This window comes from Pseudonocardia sp. EV170527-09 (assembly GCF_008369905.1).
Classification (GTDB): Bacteria; Actinomycetota; Actinomycetes; order Mycobacteriales; family Pseudonocardiaceae; genus Pseudonocardia.
The window spans coordinates 1-18,305 of sequence record NZ_VRMC01000055.1; the positions used below are offsets into that span (position 1 = coordinate 1).

The 18,305-nt window shown below is 74.9% G+C and carries 19 protein-coding genes; 8 read left to right on the forward strand and 11 right to left on the reverse strand.

The window, feature by feature from the left end; all coding sequences use genetic code 11:
* The 4 genes from FVA95_RS17665 to FVA95_RS17680 all read right to left on the reverse strand — a co-directional run.
* A partial coding sequence (locus tag FVA95_RS17665; RefSeq protein WP_149665179.1) for a transglycosylase family protein occupies window positions 1–302 on the reverse strand: 302 nt, incomplete at its 3' end.
* Window positions 303–498: 196 nt separating this feature from the next.
* Window positions 499–1,719: an MFS transporter gene (locus tag FVA95_RS17670; RefSeq protein ID WP_240051558.1), complete on the reverse strand. Its 1,221-nt coding sequence runs from the start codon at window positions 1,717–1,719 to the stop codon at window positions 499–501.
* 146 nt (window positions 1,720–1,865) lie between these two features.
* Entirely contained in the window at window positions 1,866–2,780 is a 915-nt protein-coding gene (locus FVA95_RS17675) for an alpha/beta hydrolase (protein WP_149665180.1), read from the reverse strand.
* A 75-nt stretch (window positions 2,781–2,855) separates the two neighbouring features.
* Entirely contained in the window at window positions 2,856–3,488 is a 633-nt protein-coding gene (locus FVA95_RS17680; protein WP_161992341.1) for a DUF1275 family protein, read from the reverse strand.
* Window positions 3,489–3,534: 46 nt separating this feature from the next.
* Here FVA95_RS17680 and FVA95_RS17685 point away from each other — a divergent pair, with 46 nt between their 5' ends.
* A complete protein-coding gene (locus tag FVA95_RS17685) occupies window positions 3,535–4,029 on the forward strand; it encodes a hypothetical protein (RefSeq protein WP_060711531.1) in 495 nt (164 codons plus the stop codon).
* A 99-nt stretch (window positions 4,030–4,128) separates the two neighbouring features.
* On the opposite strand, the gene FVA95_RS17690 is transcribed toward FVA95_RS17685, so the two are convergent.
* Together FVA95_RS17690 and FVA95_RS17695 are read right to left on the reverse strand one after the other, a co-directional pair.
* Window positions 4,129–4,620 carry a DNA starvation/stationary phase protection protein gene (locus FVA95_RS17690; protein ID WP_060714524.1) on the reverse strand — a complete coding sequence of 164 codons (492 nt, stop codon included), beginning with the start codon at window positions 4,618–4,620 and terminating at the stop codon, window positions 4,129–4,131.
* 127 nt (window positions 4,621–4,747) lie between these two features.
* Window positions 4,748–5,167 (reverse strand): universal stress protein, encoded by a 420-nt coding sequence (locus tag FVA95_RS17695; RefSeq protein WP_149665182.1) that lies wholly within the window; start codon window positions 5,165–5,167, stop codon window positions 4,748–4,750.
* Between the two features lie 150 nt (window positions 5,168–5,317).
* Between FVA95_RS17695 and FVA95_RS17700 the strand changes: the two genes are divergently transcribed.
* The 3 genes from FVA95_RS17700 to FVA95_RS17710 are packed head-to-tail and all read left to right on the forward strand — an operon-like array spanning window position 5,318 to window position 8,358.
* Window positions 5,318–6,316, forward strand: a complete 999-nt coding sequence (locus FVA95_RS17700; RefSeq protein WP_149665183.1) for a tripartite tricarboxylate transporter substrate binding protein — start codon at window positions 5,318–5,320, stop codon at window positions 6,314–6,316.
* Window positions 6,313–6,849: a tripartite tricarboxylate transporter TctB family protein gene (locus tag FVA95_RS17705; protein WP_149665184.1), complete on the forward strand. Its 537-nt coding sequence runs from the start codon at window positions 6,313–6,315 to the stop codon at window positions 6,847–6,849. Before FVA95_RS17700 ends, FVA95_RS17705 begins: the two co-directional genes overlap by 4 nt.
* Window positions 6,850–6,852: 3 nt before the next feature.
* Complete coding sequence (locus FVA95_RS17710; protein ID WP_149665185.1) at window positions 6,853–8,358, forward strand: tripartite tricarboxylate transporter permease; 1,506 nt, start codon at window positions 6,853–6,855, stop codon at window positions 8,356–8,358.
* Between the two features lie 49 nt (window positions 8,359–8,407).
* Here FVA95_RS17710 and FVA95_RS17715 read toward each other — a convergent pair whose 3' ends face one another.
* Both FVA95_RS17715 and FVA95_RS33000 read right to left on the reverse strand, forming a co-directional pair.
* Complete coding sequence (locus FVA95_RS17715; protein WP_149665186.1) at window positions 8,408–9,451, reverse strand: LLM class flavin-dependent oxidoreductase; 1,044 nt, start codon at window positions 9,449–9,451, stop codon at window positions 8,408–8,410.
* Entirely contained in the window at window positions 9,448–9,738 is a 291-nt protein-coding gene (locus FVA95_RS33000) for a hypothetical protein (RefSeq protein ID WP_240051559.1), read from the reverse strand. The genes FVA95_RS17715 and FVA95_RS33000 overlap by 4 nt, the downstream gene beginning before the upstream one ends.
* Before the next feature lie 300 nt (window positions 9,739–10,038).
* Between FVA95_RS33000 and FVA95_RS33005 the strand changes: the two genes are divergently transcribed.
* Window positions 10,039–10,200 carry a hypothetical protein gene (locus tag FVA95_RS33005; RefSeq protein WP_240051560.1) on the forward strand — a complete coding sequence of 54 codons (162 nt, stop codon included), beginning with the start codon at window positions 10,039–10,041 and terminating at the stop codon, window positions 10,198–10,200.
* 212 nt (window positions 10,201–10,412) lie between these two features.
* On the opposite strand, the gene FVA95_RS17725 is transcribed toward FVA95_RS33005, so the two are convergent.
* The 3 genes from FVA95_RS17725 to FVA95_RS17735 all read right to left on the reverse strand — a co-directional run bounded on the left by FVA95_RS17725 (window position 10,413) and on the right by FVA95_RS17735 (window position 14,129).
* On the reverse strand, window positions 10,413–12,218 hold the full coding sequence (locus FVA95_RS17725; protein ID WP_149665187.1) for an NAD(P)/FAD-dependent oxidoreductase: 1,806 nt from the start codon (window positions 12,216–12,218) through the stop codon (window positions 10,413–10,415).
* A gap of 197 nt (window positions 12,219–12,415) precedes the next feature.
* Complete coding sequence (locus FVA95_RS17730; protein ID WP_149665188.1) at window positions 12,416–13,249, reverse strand: DUF1684 domain-containing protein; 834 nt, start codon at window positions 13,247–13,249, stop codon at window positions 12,416–12,418.
* 52 nt (window positions 13,250–13,301) lie between these two features.
* Window positions 13,302–14,129 carry a hypothetical protein gene (locus tag FVA95_RS17735; protein ID WP_149665189.1) on the reverse strand — a complete coding sequence of 276 codons (828 nt, stop codon included), beginning with the start codon at window positions 14,127–14,129 and terminating at the stop codon, window positions 13,302–13,304.
* A 98-nt stretch (window positions 14,130–14,227) separates the two neighbouring features.
* Between FVA95_RS17735 and FVA95_RS17740 the strand changes: the two genes are divergently transcribed.
* The 3 genes from FVA95_RS17740 to FVA95_RS17750 are packed head-to-tail and all read left to right on the forward strand — an operon-like array spanning window position 14,228 to window position 18,259.
* Window positions 14,228–16,123: a hypothetical protein gene (locus tag FVA95_RS17740; RefSeq protein ID WP_149665190.1), complete on the forward strand. Its 1,896-nt coding sequence runs from the start codon at window positions 14,228–14,230 to the stop codon at window positions 16,121–16,123.
* A 46-nt stretch (window positions 16,124–16,169) separates the two neighbouring features.
* Window positions 16,170–17,486, forward strand: a complete 1,317-nt coding sequence (gene dinB, locus FVA95_RS17745; protein ID WP_205015890.1) for a DNA polymerase IV — start codon at window positions 16,170–16,172, stop codon at window positions 17,484–17,486.
* Window positions 17,487–17,533: 47 nt separating this feature from the next.
* On the forward strand, window positions 17,534–18,259 hold the full coding sequence (locus FVA95_RS17750) for a Clp protease N-terminal domain-containing protein (protein WP_149665192.1): 726 nt from the start codon (window positions 17,534–17,536) through the stop codon (window positions 18,257–18,259).
* Window positions 18,260–18,305: the final 46 nt, after the last annotated feature.

Here is an 18,305-nt window from a genome sequence, read left to right on the forward strand (position 1 = left end):
ATCCCTGCGAACACTCCGCCCAGCCCCGATAAACAGTGATATACGTCATCCCGCTGCGGATCTGTTCGGATAACACCCTTGAACCCGTTGCCGGTGTCGGCGTCCCAGTTCCCGGTGCTCTCGCAGTGCGCGAGCTTCTCCCAGGTGGCGGTCCGCTCGACCGACGGCGCGGCCGACGACGTCGACTCGGCCGCCGCCGCGGTCCCGACGACGCCCAGCGGAGCCGCCGCCACCGCGGCGAACGCGCTGATCCGGGCGACCTTCCGGCCGGTCTCGGTGGGCTTGCGGCGTCGTCCAGCCATCGTCGTTCCTCTACCTCGGGGAGCAGGTGCCGCCCGGGCCGGAGTGCGGGGGGCCCGGAGCGGCCGACACCGTAACCACGCCGAGACCGCTCGTCACAACCCGTGACACCCGCCGACGCGGAGTAGGCGACGAGTGGTCGCCTGGCCGCGTTCACCGACGGACGGGGTAACGCATACCCGTCGGGCCGTCCGCCGATCAGCTGCCGCGGGTCGGCGCGGGGACCGGTTCGCCCGTCGCGGGAACGGGGACGCGACGGCCCAGCACCGCCGCGACGACGGCGAGCACCGCGACGACGCCGCCGTACACCAGCGCCGTGGGCCGCAGCTCCCCCAGTGTCGCGGCGACGCCCGCGACCATCGCCGGCACCGAGAACGCCAGGTAGGCCAGCGTGTAGAGGGCCGCGAAGAGCTCGCCGCGCTCGTGCGGAGCGGCGAGCGTGGACATCGTCCCGAACGTGGCGTAGGCGGCGGAGCCGAATCCCAGCCCGGCGACGACCGCGCCGACGGCAGCGAGCGCGAGCACTCCGGTGAGCACCCCGGCCAGCGAGACGACGGTGCCGGCGGCGAGCAGCCAGGCCGCCGGGACGAGCAGCGTCACCGGGACGCGCCCGCGCAGCGCGAAGGCCGTCACCGCGCCGGTCCCGACGAGCGCGACGACGGTGAGCCCGCCGACCAGGTGGTCGCGCACGCCGAACACCTGCGCGACCACCGAGCCCCCGAGCGAGAGGTAGAGCCCGGCGAGTGCCCAGCTCGCCAGCAGGATCGGCACGATCACGGCGAACCCGGAGCGCACCCGCGGCGGCACCCCGACCCGCGGGCGCAGCGACGCGAGCGCCCCCGGCCGACGGTCGATGGTCTCCGGGATCAGGGCGACCAGCACGGCGGCCAGGACCAGGCCGGCCAGCAGCAGCGCCCAGACCAGGCGGGTCGGCGCGGGCGCGTACTCGACGAGCAGACCGCAGCCCAGCGACCCGACGGCGAGACCGGAGAGCGGCGCGGTGCCGTTGACCACGCCGGCGCGCTCGGGCCGGTCACCGCGGGCTGCGAGATCGACCAGCGTCGCGGGCAGCGTCGCCGTCGCCGCGCCGGTCGCGACCCCCTGGACGACGCGCGCGACCAGGAGCCAGCCGACGCCGTCGGCCAGCAGGAACAGCACCAGGGACACGGCCTCCAGCCCGATCGCACCGAGCAGCACCGGCTTGCGCCCGATGTGGTCCGACAGCGACCCGGCGACGAGCAGGGCGGCGATCAGCGCGAGGACGTAGACCGCGAACACCGTGGTCAGCGTGAACTCGCTGAAGGCGAAGGTCTCCTGGTACACGACGTAGAGCGGGGACGGTGCGGACGACGCGGCGAGGAACCAGACGAACGTCGCGGCGACGACGGCGAACGCCACCGGCGGGGACAGGCGGGGCACGGTGCTCCTCGGGTCGGACGGCCTTCTGAGCATCCGCAACGACCGGCCCGGGTTCGGCATTCCCCGCCCTCCCGGCGCCCCCGACCCGCCCCGCACGACGACGCCGCGGGCTCGGCACCCGGGGAGGGGCGGGTGCGGGGGGCGGGTCAGGCCAGAGCGGCACGCAGGGCGGCGCCCGCCTCGTCGAGCAGAGCACGGCTGTCGTCGACCGCGGCGCCGAACTGCAGGAACCCGTGGATCATGCCCGGCGACTCGCGCAGCTCCGCCTTCACCCCCGCGGCGTTCAGCGCCGCGGCGTAGGCGGCGCCCTGGTCGCGGAGCGGGTCGAACTCCGCGGTGACGACCAGCGCGGGCGGCAGCCCGGACAGATCGGTGGCGCGGGCCGGAGACATCCGCGGGTCGCGCAGGTCCTTCTCGTCGGTGAGGTAGTGGCCCATGAACCACTCCATCATGGCCCGGGTCAGCAGCGGACCCTGTGCGTTCTCGGTCATCGACGGGCTCTCGTCGGCGCCGTCGACGGCCGGGTAGACCAGCAGCTGGAACCGCAGGTCGGGACCGTGGTCGCGGGCGTGCTGGGCGACGACCGCCGACAGGTTCCCGCCCGCGGAGTCGCCGCCGACGGCGATGCGGGCAGGGTCGCCGTCGAACTCCGCGGCGTGGGCGTGCACCCAGTCCAGGGCGGCGACGGCGTCGTCGACGGCCGCGGGGAACCGGTGCTCGGGCGCGAGCCGGTAGTCGACCGAGACGACGACGGCGCCGGACCGGTTGGCCAGCGACCGGCACACCGGGTCGTGGCTGTCGAGGTCGCCGATCACCCAGCCGCCGCCGTGGTAGAAGACCAGGATCGGGAACGGGCCGGTGCCCTCGGGCGTGTAGATGCGGATCGGTACGTCACCGGCGCGGTCGTCGCGGACCGCCGCGACCGGCTCGGGCGGGCCGGACACCGCGGCCATCCCCCGGAGCATGGCCCGGTTCTGCTCGACGGTCATGGTCTCCGGCGGGTCACCGCCCTGCTCGGCCAAGAGCGTCAGGAGGGCTTCCACCTGCGGGTGCAGCGGCACGGTCGGTACTCCTTCGACATCGTCCTACGGGTGGCGGGGTCCTACGGGTGGCGGGGTCCTACGGGTGGCGGGGTCCTACGGGGCGTCGGGCCCCACCGGACCATCCTGCACCCGCCGGGCGCCGACGGCGTGGACGACGACGGCTGCCCCGGCGAGCAGCACCGCCACCGCCGGCACGGCGGGCCGCAGGTGCTCCAGCAGGAGCCCGCCCGCGACGGCCCCGAGCACCAGCGCGCCGAGCTGGCGCAGCGCCGACCACCGCCGCCCGTCGCCGGTGACCAGATCGGCGACCGCACCGGTCAGGGTGCCGGTCATGTAGGTCGTGGACTCCCCGAGCAGCCGGGCGACGCTGCTCTGTCCACCCATCGCGACCGCGGCCCCGGCCAGCAGCGGCAGCGTCGCGGCGGGCGCGAGCAGCCACGCGACGGCGAGTGCGACCAGCACGACCAGCTCGGCCAGCAGCGGCGCGGACACCGCGTCCCGCCACCGCCGGTGCAGCGACCACAGACCGACCCCGGCGACGAAGCCCGCCACCGCGACCGCCGGTGGCAGCAGCTCGACCGGGTCGGCGACGGCGACGGCGTGCCCCGCCGTCACGAGGTTGCCGGTGACGACGCCGGCGAAGGCGCCACCCAGGGCGACCACCGCCCAGACGTCCACCACCCCGGCGCACGCAGCCAGCAACGCGAGGACGATCGCACGGTTCACCGGATGATCCTCCCGCGGCGACCGCCGGAGGTGGCACGCTGGGCGGGTGCAGCTGCGTGCCACGTCCGTTCCGGCCGGGCTGCTCCGCGTGCGCTACGAGGTCACCGCCGACGGCAGAGCCGTGACCGGGTGGAGCGCACGGGCCTGGCAGGCCCACCGGGACCTCGTCATCGACGGGCATCCCTACGCGCTGCGCTCGGAGGGGATCGCCCGGTTCGCGCTGGAGGGTGACGTCCGCGCCCGCATCCAGCGCTCGGTCGACCATCCGGACGGGCCGCTGTCGCGCCCTCGGTGGTCGGTCGAGGTCGGCGACCTGGCGTACCGGCTCAGCGGCTCGGGGGTCGGGCACCGGTTCGCGCTGCTCACCACGGCCGACGCGGTCAACGAGGCGGGCCGGGTGTGGCGGGCCGGCGCGCTCCGGCCGCGTTACGGCGCGGACCTGCCCGATGCGCTGCCGCTGCCGGTCGGGGTGTTCGTGCTGTGGGCGGCGATGGCGATCTGGCGGGCGACGGTCACCGCGGCCGCGACAGCGGTGCAGTGACCCACCGCAGATCTCATGCAGCGGGCCTCACGCCTGCGGACGCACGACGGCCCCGAACGCCGTGGTGGGGACGTCCGGGGCCGGTGTGGTGGGTGCTGCTCAGACCTCGCCGCGGTAGCCGGCGGCCTGGGCCTGCCACATCCAGCGGGCTTCCTCCAGCGCACGGCCCAGCTCGATGAGCAGGTCCTCGGTGAGCGGGTCGGCCTTGCCGGCCTGCTCGATCCGCGGACGCAGCCGGTCGACGACGGCGTCGACGGTCGCCGAGATGGTCAGCACGGTGTCCTGGTCGGACACGTAGCCCGCCGGGTACTCGGGCAGCCCGGTGTCACGCCCGACCGTCCTCGCGCGACCGTCGGGGGCGACGCCGATGGCGGCGGCACGCTCGGCGACCGAGTCGCCGTGCTCGCGCGCCAGGTCGACGAGCTCGTCGAGGTGCAGGTGGATGTCACGGAACTGCTTGCCGACGAGGTTCCAGTGCGCCTGCTTGGCGACCAGGGACAGGTCGACGAGGTCGACCAGGGTCTCCTGCAGCACGCGGCCGGTGATGTCGGTGGCGCCGCCGTCGAGCGGGCTGGTGATCGGGGTGGCCATGGTGCTCACCGCTCCTTCCGATGTCGGTTCGGGACGTACCGTGAGTGCCCCGACCGTGGGGCGCCCACACCCGTTCGTGATCCGTCCGACAACCGGTGAGGCGTGCCTGACCTGGGGAGAGTCGAGCCTACGAGCGCGCCGCGTGGGTCACGAGGACCGGGATCGGCGAGTCCAGGATGATCCGCTGCGCGGTGCTGCCGGTGAGCAGCTTGCCGACCGGGCTGCGCCGCTTCACCCCGACGACGAGCAGCTGCGCGTCCTCCTGGGCCGCCAGGTCCAGGATCGCCTCGGCCGGGTCGCCGCCGTCGGCGACGACCCGGACCGCCGTGCGCGGGTCGCCGTCGGCACGCAGCCCGGCGAGCCGGGAGCCGATGGTCGAGTCGAGCGCCGCGAGGTCGTGGGTCCCGGAGTCGTCGGTGTCGAACCGCTCCTGGCGCCCGGTCGCCAGCACCGTCAGCGGGGTGTCCCGCAGGCGGGACTCGCGGACCGCCAGGTCCAGGGCGGCGTCGCCCTCGGGCGTCGGGCCGTAGGCCACACAGATCGTCATGTCGCTCCCCCTCGGGCGTACGCGGACGGGACGGAGACTAACCGCGCCTAACGGACATACCGGAGAAAAGTTCGTTGTGGTCACAGCGGTCGTAGAGTTTCTCATCCGGACGTTGGAGGACGGACCGGACATGTGCCAACGTCTGCGCCCATGCCACGACGGCAGGTCATCGCAGCCCTGGGAATCGTCCTCGTCGCCGCACTCGCGGTGACCGCCTTCGCCGACGCCGCCCGGTCCGGGGAGGGACAGGCGGCGCGCTCCAACCTCACCCTCATCGCGCCCGCGGCCGCCGGTGGCGGCTGGGACCTGGTCGCCCGCGAGGCGCAGCAGGCCCTGCGCACCGGGAACATCGTCAACACCGTGCAGGTGGTCAACATCCCGGGTGCCGCCGGGACCATCGGCCTCAACCAGCTCGCCGGGCTCGCCGGCGAGGAGACCACCATGATGGTCACCGGCACCGTCATGCTCGGCGGGATCAGCCAGTCCGGAAGCGCGATCGGCCTGCAGGACACGACGCCGATCGCCCGGCTCGCCGAGGACTTCGAGGTCGTCGCGGTGCCGGCGGAGTCCCCGTTCCGGACGCTCGAGGACATGCTCACCGCCTGGGCGGCGAACCCGGCCGCCCTGCCGGTCGGCGGCGGCTCGGCGGGCGGCATCGACCACATGGTCGCCGCCCAGCTCGCGCAGGCCCGCGGCATCCCCGTCGAGCAGATGGTCTACACCCCGCACCCCGGCGGCGGCGAGCTCACGCTGAGCCTGCTGTCGACCGCGGCCGGCACCGTCGGCGTCGGGATCTCCGGTTACAACGACTTCCGCGACCTCGTGGAGTCCGGGCAGCTGCGGGTGCTGGCCGTCGTCGCGCCCGAACGCCTGCCGGGCGTCGACGCCCCGACCATGGACGAGCTCGGCATGCCCGAGGTCGACCTCGTCAACTGGCGCGGGCTGGTCGCCCCCGCCGGGATCGGCCCCGAGGCCCGCGCCGAGCTGGAGCAGATCGCCCGCGAGATGGTCGGGACCGAGTCCTGGGCCGAGGCCGTCACCCGCAACCGGTGGGTGCGCAGCGAGACCTACGGCGAGGACTACGACCGCTACCTCGTCACCGAGCAGGCCCGCATCGACGACCTTCTGAAGGAGCTGGGGCTGGCATGAGCGGCCGTCCTGCACACCTGTCCCGGGGCGCGCTCGTCGTCCCCGCGATCCTCGCCGCGCTGGGGGTCTTCCTGACCTACGGCACGCTGACCATGCAGGTCGTCGGCGACGGCGGCCTGTTCGGCCCCACCACGATGCCCTGGATCGTCGCGGTCCTGTGCTTCGTGGTCGCAGCGCTGCTGGCGTTCGACATCCTGCGGCCGCGGCCGGAGTTCGGCACCCCGGCACCCGCCGCGACGACCACCGGTGACGCTGACGGGGACGCTGACGGGGACGTGCCGGCCGACACCGGGGTGAACGCCCCGGCCGTGCTCACCGCGGTCGGCGGCGTGGCCGCGTTCATCGTCGTCCTGCCCCACCTGGGCTGGATCCTGTCCGCCACCGGGCTGTTCGTCGCCGTCGCCGCCGCCCTGGGCAACCGCCGCTGGCCGGCGACGGCGCTCGGCGGGCTCGCCGTGTCCTCGGCGGTCCAGATCGTGTTCAGCATGCTGCTCGGGATCTCGCTGCCCGCCGGCTTCGTCGGGGGGATCTGAGGCGTGGAACAGCTGACCGACCTGCTCGGCGGGTTCGCCGACATCCTCAGCCCGTCCGCGCTGCTGTTCGTGTTCCTCGGCGCGCTGATGGGCACCGCGGTCGGGGTCCTGCCGGGCCTCGGCTCGGCGATGGCGGTGGCCCTGCTGCTGCCGCTGACCTTCGTCCTCGAACCGACCAGCGCACTGATCATGTTCACCGGCATCTACTTCGGTGGCCTGTTCGGCGACTCCATCGCCGGGTTCCTCATGAACACCCCCGGCAACTCGACCGCCATCGCCAGCACCTTCGAGGGCCACCGGATGGCGCTGCGCGGCAAGGCCGCCCAGGCGCTGGCCACCGGCGCGATCGGCGCGTTCATCGGCGGCATGGTCGCCTCCGCGCTCGTGGTGTTCTTCGCCCCCACCCTCGCCCGCCTCGCGACCGGCTTCGGCCCCGCGGAGTTCCTCGCACTCGCCGTGTTCGCCTTCGTCGCGATCTCCGCGGTGGTCGCGGACTCCGCGATCCGCGGTGTCGCCGCGCTCGCGATCGGGCTCACCCTGGCCCTGGTCGGGATCGACCAGCCGACCGGCACACCGCGGTTCTCCTTCGGCTTCTCCCCGCTGCTCGACGGCGTCTCCGTCGTGGTGATCACGGTGTCGCTGCTGGCCCTGGGCGAGGTGTTCAGCCAGGCCGCGAAGGTCGGTCGCGCCCAGGAGACGACGGCCGTGATGCCGACCGGCCGGTGGTGGCTGTCGAGGGCCGAGTTCCGCCAGGCGCTGCCCGCCTGGCTGCGCGGCACCGCGATCGGCGTCCCGTTCGGCGTCATCCCGGCCGGTGGCGCCGAGGTGCCGACGTTCCTCGCCTACGGCACCGAGCGGCACCTCGACCGGCGCAGGGCCGAGCCGACGTTCGGGAAGGGCGCCATCGAGGGCGTCGCCGCACCGGAGGCCGCGGGCAACGCCACCGCGGGCACCGCGATGGGCGCACTGCTCGCGCTGGGCCTGCCCACCTCGGCGACGGCGGCGATCCTGCTCGCCGCGTTCCAGCAGTACGGCCTGCAGCCGGGCCCGCTGCTGCTGGAGCGCTCAGGGGACATCGTGTGGGCGCTGCTCGCCGGGTTCTTCCTGGCGATGGTCGTGCTGCTGATCCTGAACCTGCCGTTCGCGCCGCTGTGGGCGCAGCTGCTGCGGGTCCCGAAGTCCTACCTGTACGCGGGCATCGCGGTGTTCGCGGCGTTCGGCGTGTACGCCGCGGGTGCCAGCCAGGTCGACCTGGTGATCATGCTGGTGCTGGGCGTGCTCGGGCTCGCGATGCGGCTCTACGACATCCCCGTGGCACCGGTGCTGATCGCGGTGATCCTCGGGCCGCTGGCCGAGTACTCGCTGCGTGACGCGATGGGCAACTCCGCGGGCGACCCGGCGGTGCTGGTGTCGAGCCCGATCACCGTGGTGCTGTACGTGCTGCTGCTGGCCGGCCTGGGGTGGACGGCGTGGCGCCGGTTCGCAGAGCGGCGGGCCGCCGACGTCTGAACAGCAGCGGGCGCCGACGTGTGAGCAGCAGCGCACCGCCGACGTGTGCTCACCCCGCGGCGCGGGCCAGCTCGACGGCCCGCGCCAGGGTGGTGAGTCGCTCGTCGAGCGTCTCACCGGCGGGGTAGAGCCGGACGGTGTCGACGCCGGCGGCGGCCCAGTCCCGCAGCCGCGCGCCGACCCGCTCGTGGGTGCCGACCAACGTCGTCCCCAGCACCATCTCGTCGGTGACCAGGGCCGCGGCGCCGGCCCGGTCCCCGCGCTGCCAGGCGGCGCGGACGGCGTCGGCGCGCTCGCCCCAGCCCTGGCGCCGGTAGGCGTCGTAGTAGAAGTTCCGCTCGGCGGCGCCCATCCCGCCGAGGCTGAACGCGATCCCGGGGCGGCGGGCGTCGACCATCGCCGCCTGCTCGGCCTCGTCGGCGGCGAAGGCGACCTCGGCGCCCTGGCAGACCTCGATCGCGGGCCGGGCCCGCCCGGCCGCGCGCAGACCGGTGTCGAGGTGGGCGAGGTAGGCCTCGGCGCCCTCCGGGACGAAGCTCGTGCCCAGCCAGCCGTCGGCGACCCGCCCGGTGAGCTCCAGCATCCGCGGGGACAGCGCCGCCACGAACACCGGCAGGTCCGGCACGGGCGTCGTCGACAGCCGCATCGGGCGGCCCTCGCCGCCGGGCAGGGGGATCGCGACGGTCTCGCCGTCGTAGTCGATGCGCTCCCCCGCGCAGGCGGCCCGGACCACCTCGATCGTCTCGCGCAGCCGGGTGAGCGGGCGCGCGAACGGCACCCCGTGCAGGCCCTCGATCACCTGCGGGCCGGACGCGCCGAGGCCGAGCAGGAACCGGCCCTGCGACATGTCGTGCAGGGTCAGCGCCGCCTGGGCGACCGCGACCGGCGAGCGGGTGCCGACCTGGATCACCCCGGAGCCGAGCCGGATCCGCTCGGTGCGGGCGGCGAGGTAGCCCAGCGCCGACGGCGCGTCCGAGCCCCACGCCTCGGCGACCCAGCAGTCGTCGAGCCCGAGCCGTTCGGCCTCGACGACGAACTCGACGGTCGCGCGCCAGTCGCCGCCGGAGGCCTCGACCGTCGTGGCGGTCCTCATCGGGCGTCCCGGACGAGCCCGACCGGGCCGTGCGCGGGCACGTCCCCGGCCGCGAGCACCGCCGACGCCATCGGCGCGAGCAGCGCGGCGAGCTCGGCGGTCCGGTCCGCGCCGAGGGCGGCCCACGGGCGGGCGGCGGCCCGGTCGGTGAGCCGTTCGATCTCGTCGTGCTCCTCGCGCCCGCGGGGGTGAGCGCACCGTTGGCGTCGACCCAGCCGCGGGCACGCAGGTCCTGCGCACCGGCCGCCCAGGTCTCGGGGTCGAACCCGCGGGCGGTGCGCAGCCACTCGCCGTCGGTCTCCCCGGCGGCGATCTTGAGGTGGTGCGCGGCGACCGGGCCGACGCCCCGCGCGACCAGGACGGCGACGTGACCGTCCCCGCGGTGCTCGCGCAGCGTCGTCGTCGCCTGCCAGAGGGTCTCGAGGTCGCCGTCGGGCCGGGGCAGTGCGGCGTTCGCGGCGGCGAGGACGCGGCCGTCGACGTCGACCTCCCCGGCGGCCGCCCAGGCCAGCTCCGCGGCCCGGCGCAGCACGCCCGGGTCGGCGGCCGGGCCGGCACCGTCGAGCCCGTACCGGCGCAGTGCGGCGGTGGCACCGGCGAGGCGGGCCGCGATCGCCGCGGCGGGGGTGCCGAGCGACCAGACCGCGGGCAGTGCGCGGGCGACCATCGACGGGTGGAAGCCGTGGAACGCGGCCGTCACGGGTGCCGCGCCCACCGGCCCCAGTGGCGCGGCGCGCATCGCGAAGTAGCCACGCCAGAACCCGCGGAACCCGGCGGCCCCGGCGGCGGCCTGCGCCTCGGGGGCGAAGTAGACGACGTCGTGGACCGGCTCGAGCTCGGCCCAGAGCGCCCGGGTGGACGGCACCGCGCCGTCGGAGGTGGTCACCGGCGCAACGCTAGTACGGGGTGGCCGCGCGCGATCCCGGCGCGCGGCCACCCCGGTGGCCCTCCTGCTCGGCGGTCAGGAGAGGTGGTGCCGCTCCTGCAGCCCGTAGACGGGGGTGTCGATGCCCGCCTCCCGCGCCTTCAGCTGCAGCGCCAGGTACAGCGAGTAGAACCGGCTCTGGTGCAGGTTCCCGCCGTGGAACCACAGGTTCTGCTGCTGGGTGGGCTTCCACATGTTGCGCTGCTCGCCCTCCCAGGGACCCGGGTCCTTGGTCGTGTCCGAGCCCAGGCCCCACACCTTGCCGACCTTGTCCGCGACGTCCTGGCCGACGATGTCGGCGGCCAGGCCGTTCATCGACCGGTAGCCGGTCGCGAAGACGACGAGGTCGGCGTCGAGCTCGGTGCCGTCGGCGAGCTTCACGCCCTTCTCGGTGAACTCCTGCATCTGGCCACGGACCAGCTTCACCTCGCCGTCGGCGACGAGCTCGGCGGCGCCGACGTCGATGTAGTAGCCCGAGCCGCGGCGCAGGTACTTCATGAACAGGCCGGAGTCGTCGTCGCCGAAGTCCAGCTCGAACCCGGCGTCGGCCAGCCGCCGGTAGTAGTCCGCGTCGACCTCGCGGGCCTTGTCGTAGGCGGGCTTCTGGAAGGTGTGCATGATCCGGTAGGGGATCGACGCGAAGATCATGTCCGCGGTGTGGGTGTCGACGCCCGCCTTGACCGCGCGCTCGGAGTAGAGGTCACCCAGCCCGTACTCCATCAGCGTGTCGGACTTGATGATGTGGGTCGACGAGCGCTGCACCATGGTGACGTCGGCGCCGACCTCCCACAGCGACCCGCAGATGTCGAAGGCGGAGTTGTTCGAGCCGATGACCACGACCTTCTTGCCCCGGTAGGCGTCCGGGCCGGGGTGCTGCGACGAGTGCTGCACCTCGCCCCGGAACTGCTCCCGGCCCGCGAAGTCGGGGATGTTCGGCTTGCCGGAGACGCCGAGCGCGATCACGAGCTGGCGCGGGCGCAGGGTGATCTGCTCGCCCGCCCTGTCCACGACGACGCGCCAGCGCCCGGACGCCTCGTCGAACTCGGCGCTGTTCGCGGTGGTGGAGCCCCAGTAGTTCAGCTCCATGATCCGCGTGTAGAACTCCAGCCAGTCGCCGATCTTGTCCTTCGGCGCGAACACCGGCCAGTTGTCCGGGAACTTCAGGTACGGCAGGTGGTCGTACCAGACCGGGTCGTGCAGGGCGAGGCTCTTGTAGCGCTTGCGCCAGGAGTCGCCTGGCCGCTCGTTGCGCTCGACGATGATCGTGTCGACACCGAGCTGGCGCAGCCGGGCGCCCAGCGCGATCCCGCCCTGCCCGCCGCCGATGATCACGACCTCGGGGTCGCGGGTGTGGCCCAGCTCGGCCAGCTCGGCGTCGCGGCGTTCCTTCCAGGTGACCCGGGCGGGGTTGGCGCCGTGCTCGGTGCCGAGCGGCCGGTTCTCCCCGCGGGGCTCCTCGTGGCCCGTGAGCTCGTCGAGGGTGGTGAGCAGGGTCCACGCCTTCCCGTCGACGATGCGGACGTGCCCGGAGCCGCGCCCGACGGCGGTCTCGAACGTGAACCACCCCTCGGTGACACCGCCGGCCTCGGTCGGCTCGGCGGAGAGCACCCAGCGCGACGGGTCGGTCGGGTCCAGGGTGTGGGTCAGCAGGTCACGGATGCCGTCGTGGTGCTCGACGGTCTTCAGGTTCCAGGTGAACGCGACCAGGTCGCGCCAGTAGCTCTCGTCGGCGAACAGCCCGACGGCGCGGTCGATGTCGCGGGCGGACAGGGCGTCGGCGAAGGCGGTGAGCCAGCCCTCCGCGGTCGTGCGTGCCGCCGTCTTCTCCTGCGTGGTCGTCACGGGCACCTCCAGCGAGCGGTTCGCCACGACCGTGGCGGCGCTCGCCGTCCTGCCGCGGTCGTCGGGGCAACGACGGGAGTGAACACCACCCGCGTGACCCACGACACCGGTTGCGGGGAGGTTGCAACCGCCGCGGCTTGGGGGCTCGCCGCCCCCGGCCCGGCACGCGCTCCCCGTGTGCCGGGCCGGCCCTCGCCTCAGGCCTGGTCGGGCCGCGACGGGGTCCGCTCGCCCGCCTCCACCGGCACGTCCAGGGTGTTCCCGGCCGGCGGCAGCGGGCAGGTGGCGTACGCGGTGAACGCGCAGGGCAGGTTCACCACCCGGTTCAGGTCGAGGCGCAGGGTCCCGTCCGGGGCGGGGTCGTCGGTGCGCAGGATGCGCCCGCCGCCGTAGGTGGTGTCCCCGAAGGTGGCGTCGCGGAAGTGCAGGGACAGGCCGCCGTCCTTGCCCGCCAGCGCCACCAGTCGCTGCGGGCGGCCCGCCCAGGTGAAGGCGACCTCGCCGACCGCGGTCGGGAAGTGCTGCAGGCCGGCGACGACGGCGTCCACGGTGACGGTGCGCGGCGCGTCGTAGGGGGTGAACACCGCGTCGACGACCGCGGCCGGGTCGTGGTCCCAGGCCGGGACACCGGTGAACGCGGTCCGGGTGACCGCCCTCGGGTCGCGCACGCGCAGCGCGTAGGAGTCGGTGCGCCGCGCGATCTCGACGACCCGCTCCCCCACGGTGACCATCACCCCGGGTGCGCCGTCCACCGGGTGCAGGTGCGCCGTGCCGTCGAGCGGCGCGTCGGTGCCGGGCAGGACGACGCCGTCGGCCGCCTCGGCGGTGACCGCGACCGCGTCCGGGCCGGCGACCCGCCAGGTGCCGGGCAGTCCCGGCAGCCCGCCCTCGCCGTCGTCGAGCCAGTGCAGGGCGGTCAGCGACAGCCAGCCGTGCGGCTCGGCCAGGGTCCGCTCGCGGTCGGCGCGCCAGGTGTCGTGCGCGGCGCGCTCGGTGCTCTCGGTCGTCGCGGATGTCCAGGTGCTCGTCATGTGGGGGCAACACCGGCTCCGGCCGTGGCTGTTCCCCGCTCGGGGGCCCGGCTCAGTGCACCCGGCGGCGCACCGACTCCGGGTCGGGGCGGGTCAGCACGACCACCCCGGCCAGCGCGACCAGCACCCCGGCCAGCGCGGCGCCCTCCCAGCCCGGCCGGATCCGGTCGCCGAGCAGCGCGAGCCCGACGACGCCCGGCACCACGACCTCGGTCACCGACAGCACCGCCGTCGCCGGGCCGACGGCGCCGTCCTGCAGGGCACGGGCGAAGGCGAGCACCCCGAGCACGCCCATCGCGACGACGCCGTACACCAGCGGGTCGAGCAGCAGGCCGCCCGCGGTCTCCCAGCGCAGCGGCCCGGGATGGATGGCCCGCACGGCCAGCGCGGTACCGCCGAACCCGAGCCCGGCCAGCAGCGCCAGCAGCATCGGCCGCCCGGCCCGCCACACGAACGGTGCGGCGGCGAGGATCAGCACGAACGACACGAGCAGGACCGGGGTGGCCACGGGGGGCAGCGCGTCCGGGCGGTCCGGCTCGGCGCTCGCGGCCACCACGACCAGGCCCGCGAGCACCGCGAGGACGGCCCACCGGTCGCGCCGGATCAGGTTCCACGGGTTCCAGCCGTGGTCGGCCAGCGTGGTCAGCGCGATCGCGCCGGCGAGGATCGACTGGACCGCGAAGACCGGCAGGTAGCGCAGCGCGACGACGGTGAGCACCCAGGCCAGGATGTCGGCGAACAGTCCGGCGAGGAACCACGGCTGCAGCCACACCGGCCGCCCGTACTTCGCCTGCCGGCTCCCGCGGGCCTCCCAGAGGGCGGCGACGGTGTTGCCGGCCATGGCGGCCGCGGCCGCGAGCAGGGCGAGGAGTGTGGTCATGTCCCGGCCATCCTGCCTGCCGACCCGGTGGCCCGCTCCGGACACGCCGATCCGTGGCCGTGGGTGTGGCCGGCCCGCCGGGCGTGCACACTCGGGCCATGCGCATGCGGTTCGGCCCGGACTCCGACGACGAGTTCCACGCGGCCGCCCGGGAACTGCTCGACGGGTTCGCGGCGTGGCTCACCGAGAACGAGGTGGACGCCGAGCCGATGTCGGCGGAGCTGCTGCTGCAGTACAAGTGGCTGGCGGCGGACGGCGACCTCGCGAACTGGCACCTGGAGCACGTCGAGACCTTTCTCGACGGCTGGTGCCCGCACGTCGTGCTGGAGCACCGGCTGCCGGTGCGTCTGGTGCCCGCGAGCGTCGCGGCGTTCATCGAGTACCTCGACGAACGGGGGCTGCTCGCGCCGGGCGGGCCGCGGCCGTCGCAGGTGCGGCGGCTGTGCGGGGAGTACGTGCAGGAGTACGAGGAGCTGGAGGCCGGAGCCGGGTCCCCGCTGCTGACCGAGCTGGGCGACGACCCGGACCCGGTGCGGATCCCCTCGCCCGCCGACCGGGCGGCGTCCGCGGCGCAGGCCCGGATCCTGCACGACGCCCGCGCGCTGGCCGCCTGGTGCGGCGACCGCGGCAGGCCGCTGACCGCGACCGGCAACCTGCGGCTGGCCGACGCGCGGGAGCTGGTGGACCTGCTCGGCACCGGCGACGAGCCGGACCGCTACGGCCGCCTCGACCGCTCCACCCGGCTGCGGACGCTCACCTGGGTGCTGGAGACCAGCGTGCGCGCGGGCGCGGTCCGCCGGGAGAAGGGCAGGCTGGTGGCCGTGCCACGGTTCGCCGGGCTCGACGACACCACCGCCCACGAGGACCTCGTGCTGGCCGCCCGCGACGTGGGCGCACTCTCGACCGGCTGGCCGCGCGCCGTCGTCGACGACGGGACGGACCCCGACCGCCCGGCCGGCTCCCTCGCCCACCCGTCGCTGCCCGCACCGCTGGAGGACGTGGTCCTCGGGTTCGACGACGAGGACCCGGTGCCGGGGGCCGGGATCGACGACGAGACGATCGAGGCGCTGCTGGGCGCCGGGGACGGCCCGCCCTCGGAGGACGCCACCCCGGCCCTGCTGTTCCTGCTGCGCCACGTCGAGGACGGCGTCGACCACGACGACCTGTGCCACGCCCTGGACGTGCTGCTCGACTGGACCGAGGAGCAGCCCGGCGACACCGGCGTCGCCGAGGGCCGGGCGCAGCTGCTGCTGGAGCAGCTGGAGCGGCTCGGAGTCATCGCCTGGACCGGCTCGCGGACCGAGCCCGACGACCTGGTCGGCCAGGTGCGGGTCGGCGGGATCGTGCAGCTGACCCCCGGTGGGGTCGCCTGCGCGCTGCTGCTGCTCGCCGCCGAGGACCTGCACTACCCGACCCGCCCGGACCCGGCGGTCGCCTCGGCCGCGGAGATCGTCGAGCTGGCCGGGGAGGTCGCGCCGGACGAGTGGCGCCGCGACATCGACGCCTGGCACGCCGCACAGCCCGACCCGGCCCGCGCGGTCGCGGACTTCGTGGCCGCCGCGCTCGCGCCGGGTCAGTCGCTGCTGGTCGCGCTCACCGCGACCGGGGTGGCCGCGGACCGGTTCGGCGCCGACACCGTCGACACCCTGCTGCGCGAGCACCTCGACGGCCCGCACCGCGGGATGGTGGCCCGCCGGCTCGTCGCGCGCGGGGCGCTGGACCCCGACGCCGTCGAGCCGGAGGTCCTGCTGGTCTCCTCGGTCGACGTGCTGGCCGTCGCGCTGGACACCGTCGACGCCGAGGACTGGCCGGACGCGTTCGCCGCCGAGTTCCCGCCCGAGTCCCTCGACGTGTTCGACATGCTGTGGCAGCTCGACCATCCCCGGGTCGGCGACGTGCTCGCCGCGCTGGGCGAGCACCACCCGGACGCCGCGGTGGCGAAGGCCGCCCGGCGGGCCCGCGAGCGCTGGCGCAGCCGGACCGGGGGCTCCTGAGCCACCACACCGAGCCCTCGCCGTCGCCCCGGCCGCATGCGAACATGTGTTCGTGCGCGGCCTGGCCACCATCCTGCATGCCGACCTGGACTCGTTCTACGCGTCGGTCGAGCAGCGCGACGACCCGCGGCTGCGCGGGCGACCGGTGATCGTGGGCGGCGGCGTCGTGCTGGCGGCCAGCTACCAGGCGAAGGCCTACGGGGTGCGGACCGCGATGAACGGGCGCCAGGCGCGGGCGCTGTGCCCACAGGCGGTCGTCGTGCCGCCGCGGATGGCGGCCTACTCCGAGGCGAGCCGCGCAGTGTTCGCGCTGTTCCGCGACACGACCCCGGAGGTCGAGGGGCTGTCCATCGACGAGGCGTTCCTGGAGGTCGGCGGACTGGCGAGGATCGCGGGGACACCCCGGGATATCGCGACGCGGCTGCGCGAGCGGGTGGCCGGGGAGGCGGGTCTGCCGATCAGCGTCGGCGTGGCCCGCACCAAGTTCCTCGCCAAGGTGGCCAGCGGGGCGTCGAAGCCCGACGGGCTGCTGGTCGTCGACCCCGACCGGGAACGGGAGTTCCTGCACCCGCTGCCGGTGCGCAGCCTGTGGGGCGTCGGCGCGGTGACCGCGGCCCGGCTGCACGAAGTCGGGGTGCGGACCGTCGCCGACGTCGCGGCGCTGGGCGAGGCGGCGCTGGTCTCCTACCTGGGACCCGGCGCCGGCCGCCACCTGCACGCCCTCGCCCACCTGCAGGACCCACGGCCGGTGGACACCCACCGCACCCGCCGGTCGATCGGGTCGCAGCGGGCCCTGGGCCGGCACCCGCGCACGGACGCCGAGCTGGACGGCATCCTGGCCTCGACCGTCGACCGGCTGGCTCGGCGCCTGCGCGCTCCTCGCGGCTCCGACCGCGACGAGCAGGACGGGACCGCGGACCCGTTCGACGCCGCCGGGTCGGGCGACGGCCCGGACGATCCGGCGGGCACCGGCGCGATCGGCTCCCCCGCCGGGGGCCGGGTCTGCCGCACCGTCGTGCTGAGGGTGCGGTTCGGCGACTACGCCCGCATCACGCGCTCGCACACCCTGCCGGTCGCGACCGCCCACACGCCGACGATCCTGTCCGCGGCACGACGGCTGCTCGTCGACGCGCTCCCCGAGATCCACGGCCGCGGGATCACCCTGCTCGGCCTGTCGCTGACCAACCTCGACCGCGACGACGCCCTGCAGCTGGAGCTGCCGCTCGACGCGCACGCCGGACCCGCCCTGGACAGCGCACTCGACGCCGTCCGGAGCCGGTTCGGCTCGGCCTCGGTCGGCCGCGCCAGCCGCCTCGGCCACGACGAGGGCCTGCAGGTGCCCCTGCTGCCCGAGCACGAATGACCGTCAACCCAGTGTTGACGGATCGCATGCGTCAACTTACGGTTCGCATGGGAACTCCGACGCCTCCGGGCACCACCGTCCGTCTCGACGACCTCATCCGAGCCATCACCGCCATCCACCAGGACCCCCTGGAGCAGCTGTCCGACGCGGTGCTCGCCGGCGACCATCTCGGCGAGGTGGCCGACCACCTGATCGGCCACTTCGTGGACCAGGCGCGCCGTTCCGGCGCCTCCTGGACCGAGATCGGCCGCAGCATGGGGGTGTCCAAGCAGGCAGCGCAGAAGCGGTTCGTGCCACGCGCCGACCCCGGGACCGACACGGCGGGCAACTTCGAGCGCTTCACCCCGCGGGCGCGGGCCGTCGTCGTCGCCCAGGAGTCGGCCCGCGCGGCCGGCAACGACCGGATCACGCCGGAACACCTGCTCCTCGGCGTGCTCTCCGAGACCCGCGGGCTCGCGGTGCTGCTGCTGACCGGGCTCGGCACCGACACGGCCGCACTGGGCGAGGCCGCCACCGCCGCACTGCCCGCCCCGGCGGACACCGTCCCCGCCCTCATCCCGTTCGACCCGGACGCGAAGAAGACCCTGGAGCTGACGTTCCGCCACGCGCTGCGGCTGGGACACAACTACATCGGCACCGAGCACGTCCTGCTCGCGCTGCTGGAGACCGAGGACGGCAACGGCGTCCTGTCCGCGGCCGGTGTCGAGGCCGCCCGCGTCGAGGAGGCCCTGGCCCAGGCACTCGCCGCGATGACGGACCCCGAGACACCGTGACCCCTCGGCGATCAGCACGATCCGCCCCGGCGGGGGCCGGATCGTG